The following is a 26,062-nucleotide window of genomic DNA, read 5'->3' on the forward strand; positions in this document are numbered from 1 at the left end:
GGCGTGCGGCAGACTCGGGGCGTGCGAAAGATTCATGTGATCGGCATCGGCGCGGGCGATCCCGAGCAGCTGACCCTCCAGGCGGTCCGGGCGCTGCGGGACACCGACGTGTTCTTCCTCCTCGACAAGGGCGAGGTGAAGGCGGACCTGACGGGGCTGCGCCGGGATCTGCTGGACGCGCACGTGCCGCGGGGGACGTACCGGATCGTGGAGGCGCGCGATCCCGACCGGGACCGCTCCGCGGGGGGCGCCGCCTACTCGCCCGCCGTGGGCGACTGGCGCAGCGCGCGGGCCGGGATCTACGAGCGGCTGATCGCCGGGGAGCTCGGCGAGGAGGAGACCGGGGCGTTCCTGGTGTGGGGCGATCCCGCGCTGTACGACAGCACGCTCGGCATCCTCCAGGAGGTCCTGGAGCGGGGGGAGGTCGGCTTCGCGTACGACGTCGTGCCCGGCATCAGCAGCGTCTCCTCGCTGGTCGCGCGGCACCGCACGGGTCTGAACCGGGTCGCCCGGCCGGTGCAGATCACCACCGGGCGGCGGCTGGCCGAGGGGTTCCCGCAGGGCGTGGACGACGTGGTGGTGATGCTCGACGCCCACCAGGCGTTCCTGCGCTACGCCGACCAGGACATCGACATCTACTGGGGCGCCTATCTCGGCACGCCGGACGAGATCCTCGAATCGGGTCCGATCGCCGAGGCCGCGCCCAGGATCGCCGCGCTGCGCGCCGAGGCGCGCGAGCGCAAGGGCTGGATCATGGACACCTACCTGCTGCGGCGCGACCCCGGGGAGCGGTAGGCGGGGCTGCCGTCACAGGCCGAGCCGCTCCAGGACGCCCGCCACGTCCGGCACCGTCCGTACGCCGTCGGGCGGCGCGGGGCGCCGTACGACCACCACGGGCAGGGACAGCCGGCGGGCCGCGGTGAGTTTGGCCGCCGTCGCCGCGCCGCCGCTGTCCTTGGTGACGAGGACGTCGATGCGGTGCGCGCGCAGGAGGGCCGTCTCCCCGGGTTCGGTGAACGGGCCGCGGGCCAGGAGGACTTCGGTGTGCCGCGGCATGGGCGGGGCGGGCGGGTCCACGCAGCGCACGAGGAAGCGCAGACCGTCCAGCGGGGCGAAGGCGGCCAGGCCCAGGCGGCCCGTGGTCAGGAACACGCGGCGGCCGAGGCCGGGCAGGAGCGCGGCGGCCCCGTCGAGGGAGGTGGCCTCGTGCCAGCGGTCCCCGGGCGCGGGGCGCCAGCCGGGTCTGCGCAGCACGACGGCCGGTACGCCCGTCGCCCGCGCGGCCCTGACCGCGTTCGCGGTGATCGACTCGGCGAAGGGGTGGGTGGCGTCGACGAGCGTGTCGACGTCCTCGGCGCGCAGATAGTCCGCCAGCCCCTGCGCCCCGCCGAAGCCCCCGCTGCGCACGTCCCCGGCGACCTCTCCCGGCCGGGCCACGCGCCCGGCGAGCGAGGTGGTGACGCGCACGCCGGGACGGGCGGCGAGCGCGGCGGCGAGCCGGCGGGCCTCGGCCGTGCCGCCGAGCACCAGGACGTGACGCGGGGACATGCGAGGAGCGTACGAGGGCCGGGCGCGGGGCCGCGGCCGGGGGCCGGGCGGCGGGGCGCCGCGCCCGGTCGGCCCGTCACGGTGCGCACCGCGGCGAACACTATGAACACAACGGCCGGACCGTGGTTCGTCCACCCCGCCGCTCCCTAGCATCACGGCGCACGGCTCGACGACGCGCCGACGAGAACGAGGAGCAGCGTCTTGGACTGGACGAGAACCCACGCGGTGATCCGCAGGACCGTCACCCCGGCCACACGCCGCACGACGCTGGCCGCCGTCCTTGCGGGCGCGCTGGCCGTCGGTGTGCTCGTGGGCGCTTCCACCGCCCGTGGCGCCGAGGGCCCGGCACTCGCCGAGTGCCCCGCCGACCTGGCCGGCAAGGCCGACTGCTACACCGGGCAGGACGCGAACGGCGCCTACTACGCGCTCGCGCTGCCCAAGGGCTGGAACGGCTCGCTGGTGGTGCACTCGCACGGCGGCCCCGACCTGGGCGCCGGGTCGGACCCCGCCCGCAGCATCGACGACCTGGGCCGCTGGTCGGTGATGGTCGAGCAGGGCTACGCCTGGGCGGGTTCGTCCTACCGCCGGGGCGGCTACGGCACCCGGATGGCCGCCGCCGACACCGAGAGCGTGCGCCGGCTGTTCGTGGAGCGGTTCGGCAAGCCGCGCCGGACGTTCGTGCACGGCCAGTCGTGGGGCGGCAACGTCGCCGCGAAGGTCGTGGAGACCTACGGCGGGAAGGGCGGCGCCTACGACGGGGCGCTGCTGACCAACGGTGTCCTCGGCGGCGGTTCGCGCGGCTACGACTACCGCGTCGACCTGCGGGCGGTCTACCAGTACTACTGCGGCAACCACCCCCGTCCGACCGAGCCGCAGTACCCGCTGTGGCAGGGGCTGCGGCCGGGCTCGACCCTGACGAGCGCGGGGCTGCGCTCGCGGCTGGAGGAGTGCACCGGGCTGTCCTCGGCGCCCGCCGACCGGACCGCGCTCCAGCAGCGCAACCTGGACGACATCCTCGGCGTGACCGGCATTCCGGAGCGCACGCTGGAGTCCCATCTGCGGTTCGCGACCTTCACGTTCCGCGACATCGTCAGTGAACGGCTGGGCGGGCGCAACCCGTTCGGCAACCGCGGTGTGCGCTACTCCGGTTCGCACGACGACAAGGCGCTCAACGCCGGTGTGGAGCGGTTCTCTCCCGACCCCACGGCCGTACGGGACCTGTCCTACGACAGCGACCTCACCGGCCGGATCTCCCTCCCCGTGCTGACGCTGCACGCGATCGGCGATCCGACGGCGTTCGTGGAGCACGAGTCGGCCTACCGGGCGAGCGTGGCGGGCGCGGGGCGTGAGCGGAACCTGGTGCAGACGTTCACGCGGGAGAGCGAGCACAGCGGGCTGAGCGACGCCGAGTACGCCAACTCCATCGCGGCGCTGGACAAGTGGGTGCGCACGGGTGACCGTCCGACGCCCCGGTCGGTGGCGGCCTCGTGCCCGTCGTTCGACCGCGCGTACGGCACCGGCTGCTTCTACGACCCGTCGTTCAGCCCGGGGCCGTACGCCTCGCGGGTCGAGCCGCGGCCGGGCGGGCTGCGGTGGCCGGCCATGACGGCGGCCCAGGAGCGGGTGTGGAGCAGGATCGACGGGGTGGGGATCGCTCCCTGACCCCGGCGCGGGGCCCCGGCGGGCCGTCGGGTGGGCGCGGGCCCTCCCGGAACCGGCGGGGCCCGCGCGCGTGCGGCGGGTCAGCGCAGCAGCAGTTGCAGGCCGCCGACGACCGTCGCGGCGATCACCAGTTGCTCGAACAGCCGCTGGTCGATGCGGTCGACGGCCCACTTGCCGATCAGGGCGCCCGGTACGACGAAGACGACCAGGGCGGCGTCCAGGAGCAGCGAGCGGCCGTCGATGAGGCCGAGCCCGGCGCTGAAGGGCACCTTGGAGACGTTGACGATGAGGAAGAAGAAGGCGGAGGTCCCGAGGAAGCCGAGCTTGCGGAAGCCGGCGGACAGCAGGTACATCGACATCACGGGGCCGCCCGCGTTGGCGACCATGGTGGTGAATCCGCCGAGGACGCCGTACGAGCGGGCCTTGGCCCGGCCGGCCCGGGTGCCGACCGAGTCCGGTTCCTCCTCCCGGTCGGCCGTGCGGCGGCGCCACACCGTCACGGCCGCCATCAGCAGCAGGATCGCCCCGATCGACGTGCGGACGGCGCCGTCGTCGGCCCGGACCAGGAACAGGGTGCCGAGGACGACCCCGGCGGCGACCGCGGGGAACAGCCGCCACAGCGTGGGCCAGTGGGCGTGCCGGCGGTAGGTGAGGACGGCGAGGATGTCGCCGGCTATGAGGACCGGGAGCAGGACGCCGGTGGAGGCGCGCGCGGGCAGGACGGCGGCGAAGATCGCGAGGCTGACCGTGTTGGCCCCGCTGACGGCGGTCTTCGAGAAGCCGACGAGCAGGGCCGCGAAGGCGAGGGCGGCGAACTCCCAGCCGGTGAGGTGGAAGAGGGTCATCGTGTTCATGCGGAGACCGATGCTATGTCCACGCAACGGCGCGGGTAAGGGGCGTCTCGCCAGATGACCCCTGCGACGGCGAGCGCCCCTGGCACCGCGGCGGGCGGACGCTCGCGGGACGGGACGAACGCCGCCCGCCGCGTCCCCCGCCTCACGGGTCAGTACAGCCAGGTCGGTGACCGGGAGGGTTCGCCGGCACACCCTCCCGGCCACCGCACTAGCGCCGTTCCACCAGGACCGCGGTTCCCTGTCCGACGCCGACGCACATGGTCGCGAGGCCGCGCCGCGCGCCGGTCCGGCGCATCCGGTGCAGCAGGGTGGTCAGGATCCGCGCTCCCGAGCAGCCCAGCGGGTGGCCGAGCGCGATGGCGCCGCCGGTCGGGTTGACCAGCTCGGGGTCGATGCCCAGCTGGTCCACGCAGGCCAGGGCCTGGGCGGCGAACGCCTCGTTGAACTCGGCCTCCTGGACGTCGCCCGTCGACCACCGCGCGCGGGCCAGTGCCTTGCGGGTGGCCGGGACCGGCCCGATGCCCATCACGTCGGGGTGGACCCCGGCGGAGGCACCGGCGACGTAGCGGCCGAGGGACTCAAGCCCCAGCTCGTTCAGGGCCTCCTCGCTGACCAGGAGGAGGCAGGCGGCGCCGTCGTTCATGGGCGAGGCGTTGCCCGCGGTGACCGAGCCGCCGGCGCGGAAGACCGGCTTGAGGCGGGCGAGCCTGTCGTAGGAGGTGTCCTCGCGGATGCACTCGTCGCTGTCGACGCGCACGCCGTCGGCGCGTACGACCGGCAGGATCTCGTCGTCGAAGCAGCCGTTCCCGCGGGCGTCGGCGGCCCTTCGGTGGCTGCGCAGCGCGAACTCGTCCTGCCGCTCGCGTGTGATGCCGTACCGTTCGGCGACCTCCTCGGCGGTCTCGCCCATGGCCAGCAGTCCGTGCAGGTCCTTCATGGCCGGGTTGACCAGGCGCCAGCCGAGCCGGGTGTCGACGGTCTCGATGCGGTGGGGCAGGGCCTCGTCGGGGCGGGGCAGCACGAAGGGGGCCCGGCTCATCGACTCGGAGCCGCCGGCGAGCACGATGTCGGCCTCGCCCGCGGCGATGGTGCGGGCGGCCGTCGTCACCGCCTCCAGTCCCGAGGCACACAGGCGGTTGACGGTGGCGCCGGGCACCGACTCGGGAAGGCCCGCCAGCAGCGCCGCCATGCGGGCCACGTTGCGGTTGTCCTCGCCGGCCTGGTTGGCGGCGCCCCAGTAGACGTCGTCGACGCGGGCCGGGTCCAGGGCGGGGACGTCGGCGACCAGGCCCCGGATCACGGCGGCGGCGAGGTCGTCGGGACGGACGCCGGACAGCGCGCCGCGGAGTTTGCCGAGGGGGGTGCGGCGGGCGGCCGCGAAGTGGACGGGACGCACGAGGGGACTCCTGACCGGGCCGTACGGGACGGCACCCTGTTCATTAGCACCGCTAGTTTCGGACTATAGACCGATCCCGGACACCCGGAAAGATCCCCCTTCGCGGACGGCCTGTCCACCCCTCGGGACGTGTCGCGTTTGCCCAGGTTCGCCCTGGGCACCCGCGCCCGCACGGGGCGGCGGCGGCCGACGCGACCGCCGTCGTCCGCCACGGCACCCACCGCAGAGAGGGGCTCGTGATGGCCCTGGTCAAGAGCACGCTCCCGGAGCCGGCCCGCCGGATCGCCGGGGACGCCCTGCAGAACACGCTCGTCGATCTGCTCGGACTCTCCCTGATCGGAAAGCAGGCGCACTGGAACATCGTCGGCCCGCGTTTCCGCTCCATCCACCTCCAGCTCGACGAGGTGGTCGACCTGACCCGCGCGCACGCCGACACCGTCGCCGAACGCTGTGCGGCGCTCGGCCTGCCGCCCGACGGGCGGCCCGAGACCGTCGCGGCCGCCTACGCCCTGCCCGGCCCCAAGGAGGGCTGGCTGCGCGACACCGAGGTCGTCCAGCTGATCGTGGACTCCCTCCAGGCGGCCGTCGAGCGGCTGCGCGAGCGCGTCGCCGCGACCGCCGAGCCGGACCCGGTGACGCAGGACCTGCTCATCGCCGTCACCGGCGATCTGGAGAAGGAGCGCTGGATGTTCGACGCGGAGAACTGGCCGCGCGACGGCGCCTGACGGCGCCTGACGGCGGCCCCCGGGCCCGCCGGGCCCGCGCCCGACACCACCCCGGGACATGCCCGGATCCGGCCGGGGTCCGGGCGCACCGCACGCGGGCGCGGCGGAGACAGCAGTGACAGCGGAGATGAGCGCGCGCCGGCGCCGAGGGGGCCTTTCCCCCGCTCACCCGAACGGTCCGGCGCCGCTGGTCGGGCGCCGGGGCCGGTGGTGGGCTGAACGGGACTCGCGTCCCGTTCCCAGGAGGCACCCCCGATGACCCCTCGTCCGTCCCGACCCACCCGCGTCCTGTCCACCGCACTCGCGGCCGGCGTGCTGCTCGGCACCGCCGCCTGCTCGCAGGGCGGCGGCGCGAAGGCCGCGGGGGACGCCGGTGTCACGGCGTCCCCCGCGGCCCGCAAGCAGCCGTCGTCGTCCCCGGCCGCCGTGCTGACCGAGGCGGGCGCGCGGACCGCGCTGATCACCGAGGCGGACATCGAGGACGACTGGACGCAGGTGAAGGACAGCGAGGCGGAGAACTGGAACGACAGCCTGCTCGTCGGCACCGTCGACGTCTCGCAGTTCCTGACCGGCAAGTCGGCCGCCGCCGACTGCCAGCGGCTGACGGACTCGCTCTTCGACGAGGACCTGCTGGGCAAGCCGTCCGGCGCCAGCGCGCTCCGCGGCTTCACACAGGACGATTCGCGCCTGCTGTACCAGGTCGCCGCCTACGACCGCGGCGCCCTCCAGGACTCCCTGGACCGGATGGCGAAACTGCCTTCCGAGTGCGACCAGTTCACGCTGGACTCGGGCGGCCGCAAGCGCACGGTCCAGGTCGTCGAGACCTCGCTGCCCTCCGTCGGCGACGCCCGCCAGGGCCTGCGGGTGACGGTCAGGGGCAGCACCGGCGGCCAGGACGCCACGCTCACCCTGGACGTGGCCGTGGTCCGCGTGGGCGACAACGCGATCACGGTGACGGCGGGCGGGCTCGCCGGGGGCGAGGAGGACTCCGTCAAGGCGGCCGTGCAGCAGGGCACGCCGCGTCTGGAGGACGTCCTCGCGGGCAAGTCGCCCGCCCCGACCCCGAGCGGGGTCGACTGAACGGCCCGTCCCCGTCCCGCCGTACGCCGGCGGCCCCGTCCCGTCCGCCGATTCCGGGGACAGCGTGATCAACGGACCGGCACAATGGCGACGAGGGCCGGTCTCGGTCGGGCGTGCGAGGAGAGGACGAGTCGTGAGCGATGGCCACACCCCGTCGGGCGAGCCGCCGAGGCTGAACAGCGGTGTGGCGCACAACGCGCGCGTGTGGAACTACTGGATCGGCGGCAAGGACCACTACGAGGTCGACCAGCGCGTCGGCGAGCACGTCGCCGGGATGTTCCCCGTCATCCGCGACATCGCGCGCGCCGACCGCGACTTCCTCGGCCGTGCCGTGCGCCTGGCCGCCGAGGAGCGCGGCGTACGGCAGTTCCTGGACATCGGCACCGGGCTGCCCACGGCGGACAACACCCACGAGATAGCCCAGCGCGTCGCGCCCGACTCGCGGATCGTCTACGTCGACAACGACCCGATCGTGCTGGTGCACGCCCGCGCGCTGCTGACCGGCACCCGCGAGGGCGTCACGGCGTACATCGAGGCCGATGTGCACGACCCGGACGCCGTCGTCGAACGCGCCTCGGTCACCCTGGACTTCGGCGCCCCGGTCGCGGTGATGATGCTGGGCATCCTCAACTTCGTGCTGGACCACGACAAGGCCCGCGAGATCGTCCGGCGGGTGATGGCCGCGGTCCCCTCCGGCAGCCTGCTGGTGCTGACCCATCCGACGTTCGACGCGGAGGTGGGCGGCGAGGGCCAGATCCCGGCCATGGAGTTCTGGAACGAGAACGCCACCCCGCCGATCACCGCCCGGGGCGGCGCCGACATCGCGGCCTTCTTCGAGGGCCTGGAGCTGCTGGAGCCCGGCCTGGTGTCGTGCTCGCGGTGGCGGGCCCCCGGCTCCCCCGCCGCCGTGCCGCAGTACGGAGCGGTGGGGCTGAAGCCCTGAGGCGCCACGCGGCCGTGCGGGGCGGCACGGCCCGGCACGACCCGCGGCACGGACCGGCCGAGTTCGCCGAGGAGACCGTATGACCACCCTTGCCGGCCCCGTCCCGGACTGGCCGCGCCTGATCAGGGGCACGATTCCGGTGCCGTTACCGCACCGCCGGCCTTCCGGCCCCGACCCCGAGCCCCGTCCCGCAGCGGCCGAGCGTCCGCGATCCCGGAAAGTATGATCAAGCAATGTCAGACATGACCGAAACCACGCCCGGCTGGCTCAGCACCGACGAGCTGGAGCAGGCGCGCGCCAACATGCCGATCCTGTACGTCGAGGCCGTGCCCATGCGCGTCGACGACAGCGGCGAGGTCACCAGCATCGGCCTGCTGCTGCGCATCGGACCGGACGGCACGGTCAGCCGGACCCTGGTCTCCGGGCGCGTCCTGCACCACGAGCGGGTCCGCGACGCCCTGCTGCGCCATCTGGAGAAGGACCTCGGACCGGTGGCGCTCCCCCGGGTGCCGACCTCCCTCCAGCCGTTCACGGTCGCGGAGTACTTCCCCACGCACGGCGTCACGCCGTACCACGACCCGCGTCAGCACGCGGTCTCCCTCGCCTACGTCGTCCCGGTCACCGGCGACTGCCGGCCGCGCCAGGACGCGCTGGACCTGGTCTGGTTCAGCCCGCAGGAGGCCCTGTCGCCCGCGGTGCAGAGCGAGATGCCCGGCGGGCACGGGGCGCTGCTGAAGCAGGCGCTGGCCCATGTCGGCTGCGTGATCTGAGCGCGGCGCGCGCCGTGCCCCGCGCCGGGGGCGGGTGCCCGCGGCCCCGCGGACGCCCGCCCCGCCCGGCACGGCTTGACGCCGCCGGACAAAGGTCGCATAGTCGAACGTATACGTCGTAAACATACGGCGTTCTGGCCGCATCCGGGAGCGTCGCCCATGACGCGCAACGAGCCGGAGAGTACGCCGTCGACGATCCTCGTCACGGGCGGTGCCGGGTTCCTCGGCAGCCATGCCTGCGTCGATCTGCTGGACCACGGCTACGAGGTGATCGTGGTCGACGACTACTCCCACAGCAGTCCCGAGGTCCTGCCGCGCATGGAGCGCGTCGCGGGCCGGTTCGCCGGTGCCGTGTACGAGCTGGACATCCGCGACCGGCGGGCGCTGTCGGCCGTCTTCGACCGGCACGCCGTGGACGCCGTGGTGCACTGCGCCGGGCTGCGGTCCGTGAGCGCCTCGACCCGGATGCCGGTCGCCTACTACGACGCCAACGTCGGCGCGACGACGTCCCTGCTGCACGCCATGCACGAGCACGGCGTGCGGCGGCTGGTCTTCTCCTCCTCCTGCGCGCTCTACGGCGACGCCGGGCCAGGCCCCCTCGACGAGGCGACGCCGGTCCGGCCCGTCAGCCCGTACGCGGCCTCCAAGTGGGCCTGCGAGCAGATCCTCGCCGACGTCTGCCGGCGCCACCCGGACTACACCGTGCTGTGCCTGCGGTACGCGAACCCGGCGGGCGCGCATCCCAGCGGCCTGCTGGGCCCCGACCCGTTCGGGGACCCCGACAACCTGATGCCGAGCGTCGCGCGGGTGGCCGGGGGCGCGCGGGAGCGGCTGCGGGTGTTCGGCGGGGACTACCCCACCCGGGACGGGACGACGGTCCGGGACTACCTGCACATCATGGACGCCGTCGAGGCGTACCGCAGGGCGCTGGACCACTTCGCCGACGGGCCGGGCCTGCACGTGTACAACCTGGGTTCGGGCCAGGGGCGTTCCGTGCGGGAGGTCGTGGCCGCGTTCACCGCCGCCTGCGGCCGGCCCGTCCCGTACGAGGTGGTGGCCCGCAGGCCCGGCGACGTGGCCCGGCTCGTCGTGGACGCGGGCGCCGTGGCGCGGGCGTGGGGCTGGCGTCCGGTGCGGAACCTGGACGACATGTGCCGGGACGCCTGGCGGTTCCAGCGGCTCAACCCGGACGGTTACACGGGCACGGCCCGGCGGCCGGACGCCGCGGGCTGAGGTCCGGCCGGCGGGGCCGACAGGGCGAACGCGGTCTCCACCAGGGCGATGTGGCTGAACGCCTGCGGGGCGTTGCCGAGTTGGCGGTGCGCGTCCGGGTCCCACTGCTCCGCGAGCAGACCGACGTCGTTGCGGATGGCGAGGACGCGCTCGAAGGTCTCCCGGCCCCGCCGGGGGTGGCCGGTCGCGGCGAGCGCGTCCGCGTACCACAGGGAGCAGGCCGTGAACGTGCCCTCCGCGCCGTGCACGCCGTCGCTGTCGGGGGCGTAGCGCCGGACGAATCCGCCGTCGTCGAGCCCGCGCATGGCGCGGACGGTCGCACGCACCCGCGCGTCGGAGGCGGGCAGGAAGCCCAGGCGGGGGATGAGCAGGGCCGAGGCGTCCAGGGCGTGGGAGCCGTACGCCTGCACGAAGGCACGCCGTGCGGGGTCGAAGCCCTCCCGGCACACCTGCCGGTGCACCTGGTCCCGCAGGGCGCGCCACTGCCGGGCGGAGCCGTCGCGGCCGAGCAGCCGGCCCATGCGCAGGGCGCGGTCGGCGGCCACCCAGGCCATCACCTTGGAGTGCACGAAGTGCCGCCGGGGGCCGCGGGTCTGCCACAGCCCCTGGTCGGGGTCGCGCCAGTGCCGGCACAGATGCCCCATCAGGGCCTCCACCAGGCTCCACACATGGGCGGGCAGGGCGATCCCGGCGCGCAGCGACAGGCAGAGCGCGTCCAGGACCTCGCCGTAGACGTCGAGCTGGAACTGGCTGACCGCGGAGTTACCGAAGCGGACGGGACGCGAGCCCTCGTAGCCGGGCAGCCAGGGCGCCTCGGTCTCCGGCAGCAGCCGCTGGCCTCCGACGCCGTACACGGTCTGGAGGGCGGCGGGGTCGCCCGCGACGGCCCGTACCAGCCAGTCCAGCCAGGCTTTCGCCTCCTCGCGGTAGCCGCTGTGCAGCAGGCAGGACAGGGTCATGGCGGAGTCGCGCAGCCAGCAGTAGCGGTAGTCCCAGTTGCGTCCGCCGCCGATGCACCCGGGCAGGGACGTCGTCGGCGCGGCGACGACACCGCCGGTGGGCGCGTAGATGAGCGCCTTGAGGGTGATCAGGGAGCGTACGACGGCGTCGCGCCAGGGTCCGTCGTAGCGGCACCGCGCGCTCCAGTCGCGCCAGTAGTCGCCGGTCTCCGCGAGCAGGGTCTCGGCCGGGAGCGCGAGCGGGGCGGGCGGTGCGGGGCGGTGCGAGGGCGACCAGACCAGGGTCAGCGCGAGCCGCCGCCCGGCGGGGACGGTGACGTCGTGCACCGTGGCGTCGCCGGTGTCCGTGGCGCGCACCTCGGCGTCGGTGCCGAGCCAGACGGCGTCCGGGCCCGCGACCGCCACCGTGGCGCGGCCCGCGGCCCGGACCCAGGGCACCACGCGGCCCTGGTGGAAGCGCAGCCGCAGCTCGCTGCGCACGGCGACGGTCCCCGACAGGCCCTCGACGACCCTGATCAGGCAGGGCAGTTCGGCGCGCGGGGGCATGAAGTCGGTGACCCGCACGGTGCCGGTCGCGGTCTCCCACGTGGAGTCCAGCACCAGGGTGTCGTGCCGGTACGCGCGGCGTGTGCAGCGGTCCGCGGCGAGCGGCGCGACGCGCCAGGAGCCGTTGTCCCGGGTGCCGAGGAGGCCGGCCAGACAGGCCGGGGAGTCGAACCGGGGCAGGCACAGCCAGTCGACGGAGCCGTCCCGGCCGACCATGGCGGCTGTCTCCAGGTCGCTGATGAGGGCGTAGTCCTCGATGGGTGCACTCATGGTCGCCACCGGCCCACCGGCCGGGACCGGCGGTCCGAGCGGGCGCCGGGCCCGCGCCTCGCGGGAAGCGGGGAAACGGGGGAAGCGGGGGAGCCTCCCGTAGGATGTTTACGACGTATACGTACATGTTACGCACCGCGGCGCGCCGGGCAACCGGGCGGCGGAACGGGAGCTGCTGCCGTAGGTTTACGCCGTAAACGCCCTGGTGTGCGGCCGGCCGGCGGCACGGGGTGACGGCGAGGAGGCCGACCATGGCGAAGGACCTCGGACCGGGCCCGGCGCGCCGGGCGAGCGACCGCGGGCGCTACGGCAGGCTCGACCGGGAGCGCGTCCTGTCCGCCGCCCTGGACCTGGTCGACCGGGAGGGCCTGACGGCCCTGAGCATGCGCCGCCTGGGGGCCGAGCTGGGTGTGGAGGCGATGGCGCTCTACCGCTACGCCGCCGGCAAGGACGCCCTGCTGGACGGCCTGGTCGAGGCCCTGCACCGGGAACTGGAGGAGCACCTGGACGCCGCCGAGGCGGTCCCGGCGTGGCGGGGCGAGCTGGAGCGGGTGGCGCGGGCGACGTACGACGTCTGCGTCGGGCACCCCCGCGCGGTGCCGCTCCTCGCGACGCGCATGCTCACCGTCCCGCTGGCCCGGCGCCCCCCGGCGACCCTGCGCCACCAGGAGCGGGTGCTGGCCCTGCTGCGGGAGGCGGGCTTCGGGGCGGCGCGGTCCGCGACGCTCTTCCGGGCCTACACCGGCTGGGTCCTGGGCTTCGTCTCCGTGGAGCTCCAGGCCATGGTGGACAGCCCCGAGGAGCCGGATCCCGCCTTCCGGCTGGGGCTGCACCGGATGCCGGCCCGGGAGCTGCCCACCCTGCGGGAGACCGCCCCCGCCCTCGCCGAGCGGGGCGGTCCGCGCGAGCTGGCGGCCGGACTGGCGGCGCTGCTGGACCGGTTCGCGCCGACGGGGTGAGCCGCCCGCGCGGCGGCCGGACGGGCCGGGGCGCGACAGGTCCGTACAACTCCTCGGCGACGACGCTTACTTCATGTCTTGACGAAAGTGGTCCATACCTTTAGGTTCACGCATCAGCCACAGCACCCCGTGACGCAGCCACCGTTCACGAGGTGAACGCGGCTCTGGTCTCTCACCCCCCACGAAGGGCCACCGCGCATGTCCGGAACTCTCCTCGCGGCCGTGTCCCCCGCCGTCCCCTCCCCCACCGCGGGCCCGCTCGCCCCTCTCCCCGCGCTCGCCCCTCTCCCCGCACCGGCGGCCCGGCGGACCGCCGCTCCGGCGTGACCCGGTCCGAGCGGAACCTCACCGGGTGTCCGCCGCCCGCACCGGCCGACTCGGCACCACCGCCACCCTCCGCCACCACCCGTCAGGCGTACGCCATCGGCGGCTACTGCTACTTCAACGCCAATCCGGGCGTGGCCGCGCAGCGCGCCTTCGAGGCGCCGAACAGGCCGGGGGCGCGGTTCACCGGCAGGGTGACGGTCTCCCCGGACGGCGCGGGCACCATCCGCAACGCCGTCAACAACACGGGCGGCCCGTCCGACTCCTCGACCACCGTGGCCGATCTGCCCGGCCACCCGTAAGGCGCCACCCTGCTCCACCGCCGGCCGCCCCGCTCTCCGGGGGCGGCCGGCCCGCCCCCCGACACCCCAAGGAGTGTTCTCCTCATGTCCTCCACCCTGCACAGACCCCGCCTCGTGGTGCTCGCCGTGCTGACGGCCGTCCTGGCCGCCCTGTTCACCGCGGCGCCCTCCGCCCAGGCGGCCCAGGGCACCATCAGCGGCCTCGCCGGCAAGTGCGTCGACGTGGCCGGAGCCAACAGCGCCAACGGCACCGCCGTGCAGCTCTACGACTGCAACGGCACCGGGGCGCAGGTCTGGTCCAACCCCGGTGACGGCACCCTGCGCGCGCTCGGCAAGTGTCTGGACATAGCCGAGCGCAGCACCGCGGACGGCGCCGCCGTCCAGCTGTGGGACTGCGCGGGCAGCCCCAACCAGCAGTGGGTGGTCTCCGGTGCGCGCGACATCGTCAACCCGGCCGCCGACAAGTGCCTGGACGTGCGCGGCAACAGCAGCGCCAACGGCAGCCGGCTGCAGATCTGGACCTGCACCGGCGCCGCGAACCAGAAGTGGAACGCGCCCGCGAGCGGCGGCGGGGGCGGCGGCAACCCGTCCGGTTTCGTGGTGAGCGAGGCCCAGTTCAACCAGATGTTCCCGAACCGGAACGCGTTCTACACCTACAGCGGGCTGACCGCCGCGCTGAGCGCCTACCCCGGCTTCGCCAACACCGGCAGCGACACGGTGAAGAAGCAGGAGGCCGCCGCCTTCCTCGCCAACGTCAACCACGAGACCGGCGGACTCGTCCACGTCGTCGAGCAGAACACCGCCAACTACCCGAACTACTGCGACCGCAACCAGCCCTACGGCTGCCCGGCCGGGCAGTCCGCCTACTACGGGCGCGGCCCGATCCAGCTCTCGTGGAACTTCAACTACAAGGCGGCCGGCGACGCCCTCGGAATCGACCTGCTCAACAACCCCTGGCGGGTGCAGAACGAGTCGGACGTCGCCTGGAAGACCGGCCTGTGGTACTGGAACACCCAGAACGGCCCCGGCACCATGACCCCCCACAACGCCATGGTCAACCAGGCCGGCTTCGGCCAGACCATCCGCTCCATCAACGGCTCCCTGGAATGCGACGGGAAGAACCCCGCGCAGGTGCAGAGCCGCATCGACGCCTACCAGCGCTTCACCTCCGTCCTCGGGGTCTCCCCCGGCGCCAACCTCTCCTGCTGACGACGCCGTCCGGCCAGGAGAGGCGACCCGCACCTTCCGCCTCGCCAACGGCAACGGCGAGCCGCCGGAGGACGTGACGGGCGACTGGTTCCGCCCCCCGGCTCGTCGGCGGGAACGGCTGTCCGCCCGGGTTCCGCGACAAGCTCATGCGCGCGGACTTCGGCTCGGCCACCCTCAAGACCGACGGCGGTGACTCCCCGTACACCCTCAACCGGTCCAAGCCGCCGGGCCTCGCCTTCGCCCCCTGCGCCCGGCCCGGCCCGGCCCGCTCACGGCGGCCCCTCGCGGACACCGGTCCGCGGGGGGCCGTCCGCGTCTCCTGCGCGCGTCCGCCGCTCGTGCCCTCCGCGCGCGTACCGCGTCCGGCGTCACCCGTCCGGCGGCGGCCGGCTCCGCGCTTCCGTCCGACGCGCGGAAATGGGCCGGAAAGGCGACAGAGGTTGTCGGGTTAGGGGGCGATCATGGAGTGACGGACCCGTGTCGACGACCGGCGCGGGGCCACGAACGCGCGGACAGACAAGGAAACTCCATGAGCGTTAAGCCCGTTACACCGGCTCCGGACCTCAGCGGGAAGATCGCGCTGGTCGCGGGCGCCACGCGGGGAGCCGGACGTGCCATCGCGGTCGAGTTGGGGGCGGCGGGCGCGACGGTGTACGTCACCGGCCGGACGACCCGGGCGCAGCGGTCGGAGTACAACCGGTCGGAGACGATCGAGGAGACCGCCGAACTGGTCACCGCGGCGGGCGGCACCGGGATCGCGGTGCCGACCGATCATCTGGTGCCCGAGCAGGTGGAGGCGCTCGCCACCCGGGTGGACGCCGAGCAGGGGCGGCTCGACGTGCTGGTCAACGACGTCTGGGGGGGTGAGAAGCTCTTCGAGTTCGACAAGAAGGTGTGGGAGCACGACCTCGACAACGGGCTGCGGCTGATGCGGCTGGGCATGGACACCCACGCCATCTCCAGTCACTTCCTGCTGCCGCTGCTGGTGCGCGAGCCGGGCGGGCTGGTGATCGAGATGACCGACGGGACCGCCGCGTACAACGGGAGCCACTACCGCAACTCGTACTTCTACGACCTGGTCAAGAACAGCGTGCTGCGGATGGGGTTCGTGCTCGCGCACGAGCTCAAGCAGTACGGCGGGACGGCGGTGACGCTCACTCCGGGCTGGATGCGCTCGGAGATGATGCTGGAGACGCTGGGTGTGACGGAGGAGACCTGGCGCGACGCGCTGGCCGAGGTGCCCCACTTCGCCATCTCGGAGAGCCCGTCCTACGTGGGCCGCGCCGTGGCCGCGCTGGCGGGTGACGCGGAGGTGGCCCGCTGGAACGGGCAGTCCGTGTCGAGCGGTCAGCTCGCCCAGGAGTACGGCTTCACCGACCTCGACGGCTCCCGGCCCGACTGCTGGCGGTACCTGGTCGAGGTCGAGGAGCCGGGCAAGCCGGCGGACACGGCCGGCTACCGGTGACCGGTGCCGGTCGGGGGCCGGGGCGCGCGCCCCGGCTCCGGGGGCGGCGACCGGCACCACGGCTGCCCGGCACTCCTCGCGGCGGAGGGGTGCCGGGCAGTGGCGGGGCGGACCGGCGGGGGCGGCGGAGTCAGGCGCCGGACGCCGGGCCCAGGGTCGCGGCGATCACGAGGTAGCCGATTCCCGGACTGGCCGCCGCTCGGCGCATGAGGTCGATGTACTGGTCGACCGGTTCCGGCCCCTCGATGCGGGCGAGTTCGTCGCGCCGGGCCGCGACCGCGTCGGCCATGACCCTTCCGGTCCGGACGACCTTGTCGCTGATGTCGCGCACGTCGATGCCGGTGAAGCCGTTGGCCGCGAGCAGGTCCCGGTACTCGTCGGCGGTGGCGTAGGGGCTCACGTGGTACGCGGCTCGGAACGCGTCCAGGACCGCGCGGCTCCCGGCGTCGAGCGGCGGGCGCTGGACGGTGTCCGCGATCACCAGCCGTCCGCCGGGGCGCAGCACCCGGGCGGTCTCGGCGAGCGCCCGGCCCCGGTCCGGCACATGCAGCAGGGACTCCACCGCCCAGGCGGCGTCGAACGCGTCGTCCTCGAAGGGAAGGTCCGTCACGTCGGCGTTGCGGAAGGTCGCCAGGTCGCGGTGGCCTGCCGCGGCGGCGTTCTCGGCGGCCCGCGCCACCTCCACGTCGCTGATGGTGATGCCGGTGACCCGGGTCCTCCTCGCGGCGACGAGCTGGAGCGCCGGTTTGCCCACCCCGCAGCCGATGTCGAGGACCGTGTCGCCGGACGCGGGCCGGAGCAGGTCGATCAGCAGGTCGGTGAGCCGGGCGGTGGCGGTCCCGACGGTGCTGTCGTCGGCGTCGTCCTCCCAGTAGCCGTAGTGCAGATTCTCCCCCCAGGCGATATTGAGAACCTGGCCGAGGCCCTCGTAGAAATTCGCGACATTGTCGACGCCGGACTTCTCGGCAGCCATCTCGGTCTCCCTCTCTGGTCGGCGGAACCTGGACCCGGTTTCCCGCCGTCCGCGACAGTTCCGGACCCTCCCCGGCGCCTATTGCGGAGGTGAAGTGCGGGATTTTCCCGGGGTTCGAAAGAAAGTGGTGCGGACGAGGCAGAGGGGAAGCGGTGAATTTCCCCGGTCCGGCGGCGCGGGTCGCCGTTCGCGTTCGCGCGGTGCGTTCGCGCGGTGCGTTCGCGGACGCGTGTCCCGGGGCGCACCGCGCGGATCGCGGTCCGGCCGGCGGCCCCCGGTGGGACCCCCGGCCGGACGGCGGACCACGCCGGGTGGCCCGGGATCAGGCGGGACGGATCGACAGTGCGTGGCGGAAGAGGTCGCGCGGGTCGTAGGCCGACTTGACCCGCTGGAGGCGGGCGTAGTTCGCGCCGTAGTACAGACCGTGCCACGGGGTGCCGGAGGTGTTCCACGCCGGGTCGGCGAGGTCCACGTCGGGGTAGTTGATGTACGCGCCCGCGTTGACCGCGTTGGGCACCGGGACACCGCCCGTGTCGCGGTAGACGTCGCGGTAGAGCCGGCGCACCCACCCGACGTGCGCGGCGTCGTCGGCCTCCGTGCGCCAGACGCCGGGGGTGAAGTAGACGCGCAGGACGGAGTCCCGGTGGACGTAGGCGGTCGCGTCGGAGCGTACGGAGTTGATCTTCCCGCCGAGTCCGGCGAGGTTGACCTGGGCGCCCGGGTTGCTGACCGAGTCGTCCGTCAGATACCCGTAGATGGTGTCCAACTGGGCGTCGGTGTAGCTCTTCTTGAGGTCCGACGTCTTGTCCTTCTGGCGTCCGGACTGGCCCCAGTACCAGTTGTCCCGGTCGAGCCAGGCCAGTTCGTACCGGGTGTCGGCGACGGAGGTGACGCCGGCTCCGGCGGTCGTCGCGTCGAACAGTCCGTTCAGCAGGGCCTCTCCGCCGGGGACGTCCTTCGAGACGCCGGCCATCAGGCCGATCACCCCGGCGGCCTGGTGCGAGGCGGAGAACGAGGCCCACACCTGGACCTCCGGGGCGCCGGGAGCGCTGTTGCGCTCGTACCAGCGGGAGTAGTTGCCGACCAGGGTCCTGAACGCGCGGGGCGAGAGGTTGTCCCACGACCACTGGACGTTGCGGACCAGTTGGTTCGAGGCGCGGGGCAGCAGGTCGCCCGGGTCGGTGGAGGCCACGCCCGGGGTGCGCAGCCAGTAGCGCGTGACGATGCCGAAGTTGCCGCCGCCACCGCCGGTGTGGGCCCACCACAGGTCGCGGTGGGGGTCCGTGCGGCGCCGGGTCGCCACGATGGTGCGGGGCTGTCCGTCCGCGCCCGCCACGACCACTTCGACGGCGTGGAGGTGGTCGACGGCGACGCCGTGGATGCGCGAGTAGAAGTTGTAGCCGCCGCCGAGTATGTGGCCGCCGAGGCCGACCTCGGAGCAGCCGGCCGAGGGTATCGTCACGCCCCAGCCCTTGAAGAGGGTGTTCTGCGTGGGGGCGACGATCGCGCCGGGGCCGACGGCGAAGGCGCGCATACGCTCGTCGTAGTGGACGTCCGCCATCTGCGAGAGGTCGATGAGCTCCTCGACCCCGGCGTAGGTCGTGAAGTTCTCCAGGCAGTGGCCGCCGGAGCGGACGGCGACCTGCCGTCCGGCGGCGACGGCGCGGCCCAGCGCCTCGGCGACCTGGGCCGCGGAGGTGGCGACGGTGACCTGGTCGGGCCGGTTGCTGAAGCGGGTGTTGTGCGCGCGGACGAAGCTCTCGTAACGGGAGTCGGCGGGCTGTACGGTGACGGAGTCGAACGCCGGTGCGCACTGTCCGGCGCGGGGCGTCGCCGCGGCCGCGGGGCGGCCTCCCGCGATGACGTCCGCCGTGACCAGTCCGGCTCCGGTGAGTGCGGCACGCGTAAGTAATCCACGGCGGTTCAGTTCAGACATATACGCGACTCCTCAGGTGTCACGGAAATCGGGCGCAGCTTGATCTTGGCCGTTCGCCGACTCGCTCGACGGCGACAGACCGGAAGTTTAGGCCATGAGCGCCGCATTGAGCCGTCAGTCGCGAAAAGTGATCCAATCACGAAGCACTTTCCACCGGGAGCGAGTTCGCCTGTTTCCCTTTCACAGGCAAGTGCGCGAATCTGCCCGCATTCGCGAAGCCCGGGATTCCGGAAGGGGTCGCCGCCTGGCCGAAAAACGATGGCGGGAATCAGGTCGGCCAGGTCGTCGGCGCGGGCGCCGGGACGGGCGCGGGCGCCGGTACGGGGTGTGCTGGTCCCTACGCCGGTCAGCGGCTGCGGTCCTCCGGTGCCGCCGCCGGGTGCAGGCTGCCGGGGGCCGGGAGTGCGTCGCCCCGCCCGCCCTCGCCCTCGTGGCCCTCGTGGCCCTCGTACGCGTGATCGTGCTCGTGCTCGTGCGGGAGGGGCTCGGCGCCTGTGGTCTCCTTGCCGCCCCGCTCCCTGGCCGGGCGGAGCAGGACGGCGAGCGCGACCACGACGGCCAGCGCGATCACCGTGCAGATGACGCTGACGAGGAAGAGGCTCTGGGTGAACGCCGCCCGTGCGGCGCCGAGGACCGCCGTGCCGGTCTCCCCGGGCAGCCTTCCGGCCTCGTACACGGCCGCGCCGATGGTGTCCTGGACGCGCGAGGAGACACCTGCGGGCAGTCCGGCGGGCAGGGTGCCGGCGACCTCGGCGCGGTAGGCGGCGGTCCCGACGCTGCCGAGGATCGCGATGCCCATGCCCAGGCCGAGTTCGTGGCAGGTCTCGGAGATCGCGGAGACCGCGCCGGCCTTCTCCGGCGGCGCGGACTCGATCATCATGTCGGTGCCGAGCGCGATGGTGGGCGCCACACCGAAGTTGAGCAGGCCGAGCGCGACCATCACCGGGACCAGCCCGGTGTCGGCGGCGACCTGGGTGAGGACGGCGAAACCGATCACGGCCAGGGCGAGGCCCGCCGTCATCACCTGCGAGGACCGCATCCAGCGCAGCCCCACCGGGGCCAGCAGCGCCCCGGCCACCCCGCCGACGCTGCCGGGCAGCGAGGCCAGACCGGTCTCCAGCGGCGAGAGCCCGACGACCATCTGGAGGTACTGCGCGACGAAGAACTGCGAGCCCGACATCACGAACAGCGCGAGGCCCATGGTGCCGAGGGAGACGGTGAAGGTGCGCACCCGGAACAGCGCCGGTTCCAGCAAAGGGTGGGTGAGGCGGCGCTGCCGTACGGCGAAGAGCGCGGCGAGCGTGAGTCCGCCGACGAGCAGCACCACCGGGAGGGGCGCGACGCCGTTCCCGGCCGTCGACTTGAGGCCGTACACGGTCGCCAGGAGGGAGACCAGCAGGAGCAGCACGCTCACCGGGTCGATCCGGCCGGGGGCCGGGTCCCGGTACTCGGGGAGCAGCACCGGTCCGAGGATCAGCAGCAGCACCATGGCGGGCACGCTCAGCAGGAACACCGAGCCCCACCAGAAGCGTTCCAGCATGGCGCCGCCGACGAGGGGGCCGATCGCCCCGCCCACCAGGAAGCAGGCTATCCAGACGCTGAAGGCGACGGACCGCTGCCGCGAGTCCAGGAACATGTTGCGGATCAGGGACATCGAGGACGGCATCAGCGTCGCCCCGGCGATCCCGAGCAGCGCCCGGCTGACGATCAGCATCTCCGCGCTGGTGGAGAACGCCGTGAGCAGGGAGGCAAGACCGAAGCCCGCCGCTCCGGCCAGCAGCAGCCGGCGGCGCCCGACCCGGTCGCCGAGGGCGCCCGCGATGATCAGCAGCCCCGCGATGAGGAAGCTGTAGATGTCCACGATCCACAGGAGTTGCAGACCGCTGGGGTCGATGCCGGCGCTGAGGTGCGGGACCGCGAGATGCAGCACCGTGGTGTCGAGGCTGATCAGCAGCGCCGGTAACGCGAGGACGCCGAGCGCGGTCCATTCGCGGATGCCGGCGCGGGCGGGCGGGGCGGCGACGGTGGGGTCCTGAGTCATGGGGAGTGCCTATCCAGCGACGGGAGGGTGATGCGGGCGTCCGAACGGTCTGTGGCCGCACCGGTCGGGGTCCGGCATCCGGGGACGCGTCGGGGGTGCCGGTCAGGCGGTCGGGGGACGCGTCGGGGGTGCCGGTCCGGGGGTCCTGGGGCGCGTCGGGTGTGCCGGTCGGGGGTCCTGGGGCGCGTCGGGGCCGGTCAGGCGGTGCGGTGGCGGGCCGTGAGGACACCCATGCCGCTGGGCAGCGCTCGGAGGGTCTCCGGTTCCAGTCCGGCGGCCGCGAGCAGCGCGGTGAACTCCCCCTCGGTGCGTTCCTGTCCGCCGGTCGCGCCGAAGAGGGAGAGCATGTAGAGGTCCATCAGCGCGGGGAGCCGGTGGCGTCCGCCCCGGTCGTCCGCGGCGTCGGTGAGCAGGTCGATGACGATGACCCGCCCGTGCGCGGGCATGGCGGCGGCGCAGGTGCGCAGGACGGCGGCGGCCCGCTCGTCGCCCCAGTCGTGCAGGATGTGGCTGACGAGGTAGAGGTCCGCGCCCGGGGTGACGCCGCTGAAGAAGTCGCCCGCGACGGCGGTGCAGCGGTCGGTGAGGCCGCGTTCGACGATGTGCTTCTCGGCGAGCTGGACGGTTCCCGGCAGGTCGAGGACGACGCCGGTGCTGCCCGGGGTGCGGCGGAGCAGTTCGCACATCAGATGGCCGTTGCCGCCGCCGACGTCCACGATCCTCGGGTACGCGTCGAAGCTGACGGCTTCGAAGATCTCGTCCAACTCCAGTCGCAGACCGGCCTCCTGGGACCGGTCGAAGACCTCGCGCCGCTGCGGCCGACGCTCCAGGTGCTCGAAGAGCGCACACCCGTGAAGCAGGGAGAACGCGGAGTCGCCGGTGCGCATGGTGTGCGCCAACTCCCCCCAGGTGCGCCCCACTTCATCGGCGAGCAGCAGGGCGGTGGGGCGAGCCGTGCCCGGCGTGTCCGGCAGCAGGGTGGTGCCCAGCCGGCTCAGGGAGAAGGTGCCGTCGGGCTCCTCGGTGAAGACGTCGAAGGGCGCGAGGGCGCGCAGCAGCCGGCGGAGCGCGAAGGGGTGGGCGGCCACCTCGCCCGCGAGGTCCTCGGCGGAGCGGGGGCCCCCTGCCAGTGCCTCCGGCAGGCCCAGTTCCACCGCCGTGCACACCGCCCTGGAGACGAGCTGGCCGTAGAGGAGCATGCGCATCCGTGCGGCGTCGTCGCGGAGTTGTGGGTGGAGCACGCGGTCACCTCATCGTGGCGGGGAGGGTGGGTCGTGGTCGCGGCGTCCTGTGCGCCGTGGTCGTGTGCGGGCCCGGCCCGGCGCGGGGCGGCCGTACGGGGCGGGCGCCGGAGGGGGGCGGAAGCCGGAGGGGGGAGGGCGGACGGCGGGGTCGGCGCACCGGGCCGCCGTGGTGGCCGGCCCGGAGGTGTCCGCGCGGGGGCGGGCGGGACGCTACTTGGTGGCGACGATGACGCCGTGCGGGGTCCAGCCCGGGAACGGGATGCGCTTCAGGGTGCTGAACCCGGCGTCGCGCAGGGACTTCTCGTGGGTGGCCCACGAGTAGATCATGCCGCCCTCGGCGGGCAGCGCCGCGAAGTACACGCTGTCGAGGGCCGCGACGACCGGCCCGTCCCCGTCGTCGTTGGACATGGAGTTGAAGATGACGACCTGGCCGCCCTCGGGCAGCGCGTCGTAGGCCCGCCGGAGCAGGTCGGTGTTCTCCTGCGGTGTCCAGATGACCATCTGGTGGGCGAACATGACCACGTCGCAGCCGGTCGGCAGCGCGTCGCTGAACATGTCCCCGGTGACGACGGAGACCTGGTCGCCGACGCCGGCCTGGGCGATCTTCTTCTCAGCGATGGTGCCGGACGCCGGTATTTCGAGGACGGTGACCTTGAGGTCGGGGTTGGCTCGGGCGAGGGCGATGGCGTTGACGGCGTCGCCGCCGCCGCAGTCCAGCAGGTGCTTGCGCCCGGACAGGTCGAGTTCGCGGACCAGGTGCTTGTTGGCGAGTTCGGACCAGGACCGCATGTAGCGGTAGAAGACCTGCTCCATGTGCGGGTTCTCGGCGAGCCGGTGGTAGAGGTCGCGGCCGGAGCCGCGGACCCGGCGCAGGCCGACGTTGCGGTTCTCGCGGAGCGAGTCGGTGAAGTCGAGCTGGCCCTCGTACACGATGTACTGCTCGAAGGCCACGGTGTCCTTGAACCGCTGCCAGTCCCCCTCGTCCATGAGGTCCCTGACGACCCCGGCCAGCCGGTACCGGCCGTCCTCCTTGACCAGGATGCCGAGCGAGGTGCAGCCGAGGAGGAGGATGTCGGCGGCGCGTTCCTGGAGGGAGAGTGCCTCACGGATCTCGTCCCGGGTCAGCTCCTGCTTCTCGGCGACCAGGTCCGGCAGGCCCAGTTCGCAGGCGGCGTTGAGGTACTGGAACGCCGCGTGCCCGAAGAGGATCCGGGACAGGCCGTCCATGTCGAGCTGAAGGGGCCCGTCGTGCTGGGTGGATGCGGTCTCGGTCATGAGTGCCCTGCCTCTCGGATGTGGGTTCGTCGCCACCGGTGACCGGTGGGCGTGGGGACGGTCCGGCGCTCGTACGGTGCGGCCGGGACGTGGGTGTGGCGGTCCGTGCCGACGCGCCCGCCGGCACGGACGGAGGGCGAACGGCCTTTTCAGATCAGGATGTTCAGCGGTGGGGGCCGGCGCCCGGCGGGGCCGGGAGGGTACCCGCCCGCAGCCGGTGGAACTGCTCGATGACACCGACGGCGGGCCGATGGGACCTGCTGGTCGCGAGGAGACTCGGCGACTGGCTGCCGACGAAGTGTCCGCAGACCCCCTTGTGCGCCTCGTAGGTGGCGTCCAGCGCGGTCCGGAAGTCCTCCAGGGCGCCGGGCCGTCGCTCGGCCAGCCAGGACCAGGCGCCCCGGGACTCGGTGAGCGCCACCACCAGGGCCTCGTGGTCCCGCCAGCGCAGTCCGCTCATCTGCGGGGGCGCGACGGGCGGCATGAGGGTGGGTCTGATCTCCGCCTGGTACTGGCCGGGGCTGGCGTCCCCGGCGAACGCGAGCGCCGCACGGCAGGCCCACATGACCCGGGACGCCACCCCGGCCGCCGTGGCGGCCCCCTCCTCGTCGCGTGTATCGGCCGCCGCCGCGAGGCTGTTCAGGGCGAGTGTGCCGCCCTGGGAGAGCACCATGAAGACGTGGTGACCGCGGACCCAGCGCCGGAGCCCGTCGAGCGGTTCCGGCCTCCCCGACCCCGCGCATCCGGGCACCGGCAGCGGTGCGGGGAGCCGGGTCGGCTCGGCCAGCCACAGCAGCAGCGTGTCGAAGCCCTTCACGAGGTCGCACCAGGAGGCTTGGTCGAGCCCGGTGCCCCGCTCCTCGGCGATCTCCAGGATGCCGATGTGGGCGTTGAGGGCGGCCTGGACGAACAGGGCGAGCGGGTCCCCGAGGTGCCGCTCGATGCCGAACGCCAGGTCGTTGTCCCGGTTCGGTCGCGACTCCCCCGGATCGTCGCCGACCAGAGTGCTGGACACGCGGCCGAGTTCCGTGCGGGCGGTCCGGGCGGCGGCCAGCAGCTCGGCGACGCCCGTCCGGCTCGCCGGGCGCGCCACCTCGCCCGCCGGCAGCGCGAGGACGGACGGGGCCGCCGCCGCGATCGCCGGGGCGTCGTCGGGCAGGTCCTCCGGGCGCGGCATGGGGAAGGGGACGGTGGCGACTTGGGGCAGGTAGTCGGTCATCGTGCCTCCTTTTCGTACGCGTGGGGGGCGGGAGGTCCGTGCGGTCGACAGGGCCGGAAGGTCAGCGGCCCTTGACGAAGGGCTTGCCGAGGGGAAGGTTCTTGGCGCCCGTCGCGCGGTGCATGAAGCTCGCGAAGATGTACATGCCGAGTGCGATGAAGAGGAACATCGTGGTGATGCCGACGTAGATGAGCCACGGGTCGCCGGGCTTCAGCGGGTTGTTGACGGTCTGGTCGATGGCCTGCTCGATCGAGCCGAAGAGCACGAGCAGCGTCGCGGAGACCACCACGAAGAGGAACGTGAAGGCCCGCGGCAGCCGCAGGGTGGTCACCGTCAGCAGGATGATCACGATGGCCCACACCAGGACGAAGTTCGCGGTGGCCTGCCGCTGTTCGATGTTCTCGAACTCGCCCATCCAGTTGTTGTTCAGGGCGAGGCTGAGGATGGAGAAGCTGAGCCAGAACGTGCCGAACAGGCCGTAGACCGCGGCGAACACCCCGTCGCCCAGCCGCGCGGCCCAGGCGCAGGCCATCAGCAGCATGACGGTGCTGGCGAAGACCATGATGGGCAGCGAGGCCACCAGGGAGTTGGCCGGGACGCTGACGTCCTTCAGATAGAAGGCGAGCGAGATGGAGCCCAGCAGGAATCCGCCGAAGCCCAGCATGGCGGGCTCGTTGGCCCGGGGGCCGTGGGACAGGTCCGGGACGGGCGCAACGGGCCTCCTCAGGTCGGCGCTCGGCGCCGGTGACATGTCGAGTGTCGTGTTCTCCTGCTTCATTGCTGTCTCCTGTCTCCTGGTCTCGTGGCGAGCAGACGTGGACGGGCGGAAGTGGCGGGGGAGATCGGGTGCGGGGATGCGCCTTGTGTCACCCCGCGGCCGGACCGCGCCTCACACGCCTGAGGCGCTGGATCCGGGTGGGGGCGGCAGGCCAGGACGCCGGGTCGGCCAACTGGCGTGCGAGGTCGCCGAGTACGGGGTGCTGGAAGACGACGTGGAGCGGTACGTCCGCGCCGGTGTGTGACGTCAGCCGGCTGACGACGCGGGTGGCGAGGAGGGAGTGGCCGCCCAGGGCGAAGAAGTCGTCGTCCGCACCGACTTCACCGACATCGAGCACGTCACCCCAGACGG

Annotated in this window: 23 protein-coding genes; 11 read left to right on the plus strand and 12 right to left on the minus strand. The window is 73.4% G+C overall.

What is annotated here, in order from left to right:
- Positions 1–21: 21 nt before the first annotated feature.
- Complete coding sequence (gene cobF / locus SZN_RS21785; protein WP_043732300.1) at positions 22–795, plus strand: precorrin-6A synthase (deacetylating); 774 nt, start codon at positions 22–24, stop codon at positions 793–795.
- Between the two features lie 12 nt (positions 796–807).
- On the opposite strand, the gene SZN_RS21790 is transcribed toward cobF, so the two are convergent.
- Positions 808–1,548 (minus strand): cobalt-precorrin-6A reductase, encoded by a 741-nt coding sequence (locus tag SZN_RS21790; RefSeq protein ID WP_007498633.1) that lies wholly within the window; start codon positions 1,546–1,548, stop codon positions 808–810.
- A gap of 201 nt (positions 1,549–1,749) precedes the next feature.
- Between SZN_RS21790 and SZN_RS21795 the strand changes: the two genes are divergently transcribed.
- Positions 1,750–3,210, plus strand: coding sequence for an alpha/beta fold hydrolase (locus SZN_RS21795; RefSeq protein WP_208865834.1), 1,461 nt, complete (start codon positions 1,750–1,752; stop codon positions 3,208–3,210).
- Positions 3,211–3,290: 80 nt separating this feature from the next.
- Here the strand turns inward: SZN_RS21795 and SZN_RS21800 are convergent, their stop codons facing one another.
- Positions 3,291–4,064 (minus strand): sulfite exporter TauE/SafE family protein, encoded by a 774-nt coding sequence (locus SZN_RS21800; RefSeq protein ID WP_007498637.1) that lies wholly within the window; start codon positions 4,062–4,064, stop codon positions 3,291–3,293.
- A gap of 208 nt (positions 4,065–4,272) precedes the next feature.
- Positions 4,273–5,460, minus strand: coding sequence for a thiolase family protein (locus tag SZN_RS21805; RefSeq protein ID WP_007498639.1), 1,188 nt, complete (start codon positions 5,458–5,460; stop codon positions 4,273–4,275).
- Positions 5,461–5,699: 239 nt separating this feature from the next.
- Here SZN_RS21805 and SZN_RS21810 point away from each other — a divergent pair, with 239 nt between their 5' ends.
- The 5 genes from SZN_RS21810 (at position 5,700) to galE (ending at position 10,211) form a co-directional block, all read left to right on the plus strand.
- Complete coding sequence (locus SZN_RS21810; protein WP_007498641.1) at positions 5,700–6,185, plus strand: Dps family protein; 486 nt, start codon at positions 5,700–5,702, stop codon at positions 6,183–6,185.
- Between the two features lie 255 nt (positions 6,186–6,440).
- Positions 6,441–7,265, plus strand: coding sequence for a hypothetical protein (locus tag SZN_RS21815; RefSeq protein ID WP_007498643.1), 825 nt, complete (start codon positions 6,441–6,443; stop codon positions 7,263–7,265).
- Positions 7,266–7,398: 133 nt separating this feature from the next.
- Complete coding sequence (locus SZN_RS21820; RefSeq protein ID WP_007498645.1) at positions 7,399–8,208, plus strand: SAM-dependent methyltransferase; 810 nt, start codon at positions 7,399–7,401, stop codon at positions 8,206–8,208.
- Positions 8,209–8,450: 242 nt separating this feature from the next.
- Positions 8,451–8,978, plus strand: coding sequence for an NUDIX hydrolase family protein (locus SZN_RS21825; RefSeq protein ID WP_007498647.1), 528 nt, complete (start codon positions 8,451–8,453; stop codon positions 8,976–8,978).
- A gap of 159 nt (positions 8,979–9,137) precedes the next feature.
- A complete protein-coding gene (gene galE / locus SZN_RS21830; RefSeq protein ID WP_007498649.1) occupies positions 9,138–10,211 on the plus strand; it encodes a UDP-glucose 4-epimerase GalE in 1,074 nt (357 codons plus the stop codon).
- On the opposite strand, the gene SZN_RS21835 is transcribed toward galE, so the two are convergent.
- Positions 10,172–11,986 carry a glycoside hydrolase family 15 protein gene (locus SZN_RS21835; RefSeq protein ID WP_007498651.1) on the minus strand — a complete coding sequence of 605 codons (1,815 nt, stop codon included), beginning with the start codon at positions 11,984–11,986 and terminating at the stop codon, positions 10,172–10,174. The two genes, galE and SZN_RS21835, sit on opposite strands and share 40 nt — an antisense overlap.
- A gap of 251 nt (positions 11,987–12,237) precedes the next feature.
- Here SZN_RS21835 and SZN_RS21840 point away from each other — a divergent pair, with 251 nt between their 5' ends.
- The 4 genes from SZN_RS21840 to SZN_RS21855 all read left to right on the plus strand — a co-directional run bounded on the left by SZN_RS21840 (position 12,238) and on the right by SZN_RS21855 (position 16,245).
- Complete coding sequence (locus tag SZN_RS21840) at positions 12,238–12,945, plus strand: TetR/AcrR family transcriptional regulator (RefSeq protein ID WP_007498653.1); 708 nt, start codon at positions 12,238–12,240, stop codon at positions 12,943–12,945.
- A gap of 323 nt (positions 12,946–13,268) precedes the next feature.
- The gene (locus tag SZN_RS21845) at positions 13,269–13,571 is read left to right on the plus strand and encodes a hypothetical protein (protein ID WP_007498655.1); all 303 of its coding nucleotides are present in this window, start codon (positions 13,269–13,271) and stop codon (positions 13,569–13,571) included.
- A gap of 84 nt (positions 13,572–13,655) precedes the next feature.
- Positions 13,656–14,780 carry a chitinase gene (locus SZN_RS21850; RefSeq protein WP_007498657.1) on the plus strand — a complete coding sequence of 375 codons (1,125 nt, stop codon included), beginning with the start codon at positions 13,656–13,658 and terminating at the stop codon, positions 14,778–14,780.
- A gap of 529 nt (positions 14,781–15,309) precedes the next feature.
- Positions 15,310–16,245 carry an SDR family oxidoreductase gene (locus tag SZN_RS21855; RefSeq protein ID WP_043732290.1) on the plus strand — a complete coding sequence of 312 codons (936 nt, stop codon included), beginning with the start codon at positions 15,310–15,312 and terminating at the stop codon, positions 16,243–16,245.
- Between the two features lie 130 nt (positions 16,246–16,375).
- Here the strand turns inward: SZN_RS21855 and SZN_RS21860 are convergent, their stop codons facing one another.
- The 8 genes from SZN_RS21860 to SZN_RS21895 all read right to left on the minus strand — a co-directional run.
- Entirely contained in the window at positions 16,376–17,218 is an 843-nt protein-coding gene (locus SZN_RS21860) for a methyltransferase domain-containing protein (RefSeq protein WP_007498661.1), read from the minus strand.
- A gap of 322 nt (positions 17,219–17,540) precedes the next feature.
- Complete coding sequence (locus SZN_RS21865) at positions 17,541–19,154, minus strand: FAD-binding oxidoreductase (protein WP_007498663.1); 1,614 nt, start codon at positions 19,152–19,154, stop codon at positions 17,541–17,543.
- Between the two features lie 346 nt (positions 19,155–19,500).
- Positions 19,501–21,195 (minus strand): MFS transporter, encoded by a 1,695-nt coding sequence (locus SZN_RS21870; protein WP_007498666.1) that lies wholly within the window; start codon positions 21,193–21,195, stop codon positions 19,501–19,503.
- Positions 21,196–21,392: 197 nt separating this feature from the next.
- The gene (locus tag SZN_RS21875; protein ID WP_007498668.1) at positions 21,393–22,436 is read right to left on the minus strand and encodes a methyltransferase; all 1,044 of its coding nucleotides are present in this window, start codon (positions 22,434–22,436) and stop codon (positions 21,393–21,395) included.
- A gap of 213 nt (positions 22,437–22,649) precedes the next feature.
- Positions 22,650–23,714 carry a methyltransferase gene (locus SZN_RS21880; protein WP_007498670.1) on the minus strand — a complete coding sequence of 355 codons (1,065 nt, stop codon included), beginning with the start codon at positions 23,712–23,714 and terminating at the stop codon, positions 22,650–22,652.
- A gap of 163 nt (positions 23,715–23,877) precedes the next feature.
- Positions 23,878–24,933: a hypothetical protein gene (locus SZN_RS21885; protein ID WP_007498672.1), complete on the minus strand. Its 1,056-nt coding sequence runs from the start codon at positions 24,931–24,933 to the stop codon at positions 23,878–23,880.
- Between the two features lie 61 nt (positions 24,934–24,994).
- The gene (locus SZN_RS21890; RefSeq protein ID WP_007498674.1) at positions 24,995–25,711 is read right to left on the minus strand and encodes a GPR1/FUN34/YaaH family transporter; all 717 of its coding nucleotides are present in this window, start codon (positions 25,709–25,711) and stop codon (positions 24,995–24,997) included.
- Positions 25,712–25,799: 88 nt separating this feature from the next.
- On the minus strand, positions 25,800–26,062 hold a 263-nt coding region (locus SZN_RS21895), incomplete at its 5' end, for a phosphopantetheine-binding protein (protein WP_007498676.1).

This window comes from Streptomyces zinciresistens K42 (assembly GCF_000225525.1).
Classification (GTDB): domain Bacteria; phylum Actinomycetota; class Actinomycetes; order Streptomycetales; family Streptomycetaceae; genus Streptomyces; species Streptomyces zinciresistens.

What these genes read in the sequence shown, in the direction of transcription:
- SZN_RS21790 (WP_007498633.1), bottom strand. Translation starts at nt 1,548, where the DNA reads ATGTCCCCGCGTCACGTCCTGGTGCTCGGCGGCACGGCCGAGGCCCGC.
- SZN_RS21800 (WP_007498637.1), bottom strand. Translation starts at nt 4,064, where the DNA reads ATGAACACGATGACCCTCTTCCACCTCACCGGCTGGGAGTTCGCCGCC.
- SZN_RS21810 (WP_007498641.1), top strand. Translation starts at nt 5,700, where the DNA reads ATGGCCCTGGTCAAGAGCACGCTCCCGGAGCCGGCCCGCCGGATCGCC.
- SZN_RS21815 (WP_007498643.1), top strand. Translation starts at nt 6,441, where the DNA reads ATGACCCCTCGTCCGTCCCGACCCACCCGCGTCCTGTCCACCGCACTC.
- SZN_RS21825 (WP_007498647.1), top strand. Translation starts at nt 8,451, where the DNA reads ATGACCGAAACCACGCCCGGCTGGCTCAGCACCGACGAGCTGGAGCAG.
- galE (WP_007498649.1), top strand. Translation starts at nt 9,138, where the DNA reads ATGACGCGCAACGAGCCGGAGAGTACGCCGTCGACGATCCTCGTCACG.
- SZN_RS21835 (WP_007498651.1), bottom strand. Translation starts at nt 11,986, where the DNA reads ATGAGTGCACCCATCGAGGACTACGCCCTCATCAGCGACCTGGAGACA.
- SZN_RS21840 (WP_007498653.1), top strand. Translation starts at nt 12,238, where the DNA reads ATGGCGAAGGACCTCGGACCGGGCCCGGCGCGCCGGGCGAGCGACCGC.
- SZN_RS21850 (WP_007498657.1), top strand. Translation starts at nt 13,656, where the DNA reads ATGTCCTCCACCCTGCACAGACCCCGCCTCGTGGTGCTCGCCGTGCTG.
- SZN_RS21855 (WP_043732290.1), top strand. Translation starts at nt 15,310, where the DNA reads ATGAGCGTTAAGCCCGTTACACCGGCTCCGGACCTCAGCGGGAAGATC.
- SZN_RS21860 (WP_007498661.1), bottom strand. Translation starts at nt 17,218, where the DNA reads ATGGCTGCCGAGAAGTCCGGCGTCGACAATGTCGCGAATTTCTACGAG.
- SZN_RS21865 (WP_007498663.1), bottom strand. Translation starts at nt 19,154, where the DNA reads ATGTCTGAACTGAACCGCCGTGGATTACTTACGCGTGCCGCACTCACC.
- SZN_RS21870 (WP_007498666.1), bottom strand. Translation starts at nt 21,195, where the DNA reads ATGACTCAGGACCCCACCGTCGCCGCCCCGCCCGCCCGCGCCGGCATC.
- SZN_RS21880 (WP_007498670.1), bottom strand. Translation starts at nt 23,714, where the DNA reads ATGACCGAGACCGCATCCACCCAGCACGACGGGCCCCTTCAGCTCGAC.
- SZN_RS21885 (WP_007498672.1), bottom strand. Translation starts at nt 24,933, where the DNA reads ATGACCGACTACCTGCCCCAAGTCGCCACCGTCCCCTTCCCCATGCCG.
- SZN_RS21890 (WP_007498674.1), bottom strand. Translation starts at nt 25,711, where the DNA reads ATGAAGCAGGAGAACACGACACTCGACATGTCACCGGCGCCGAGCGCC.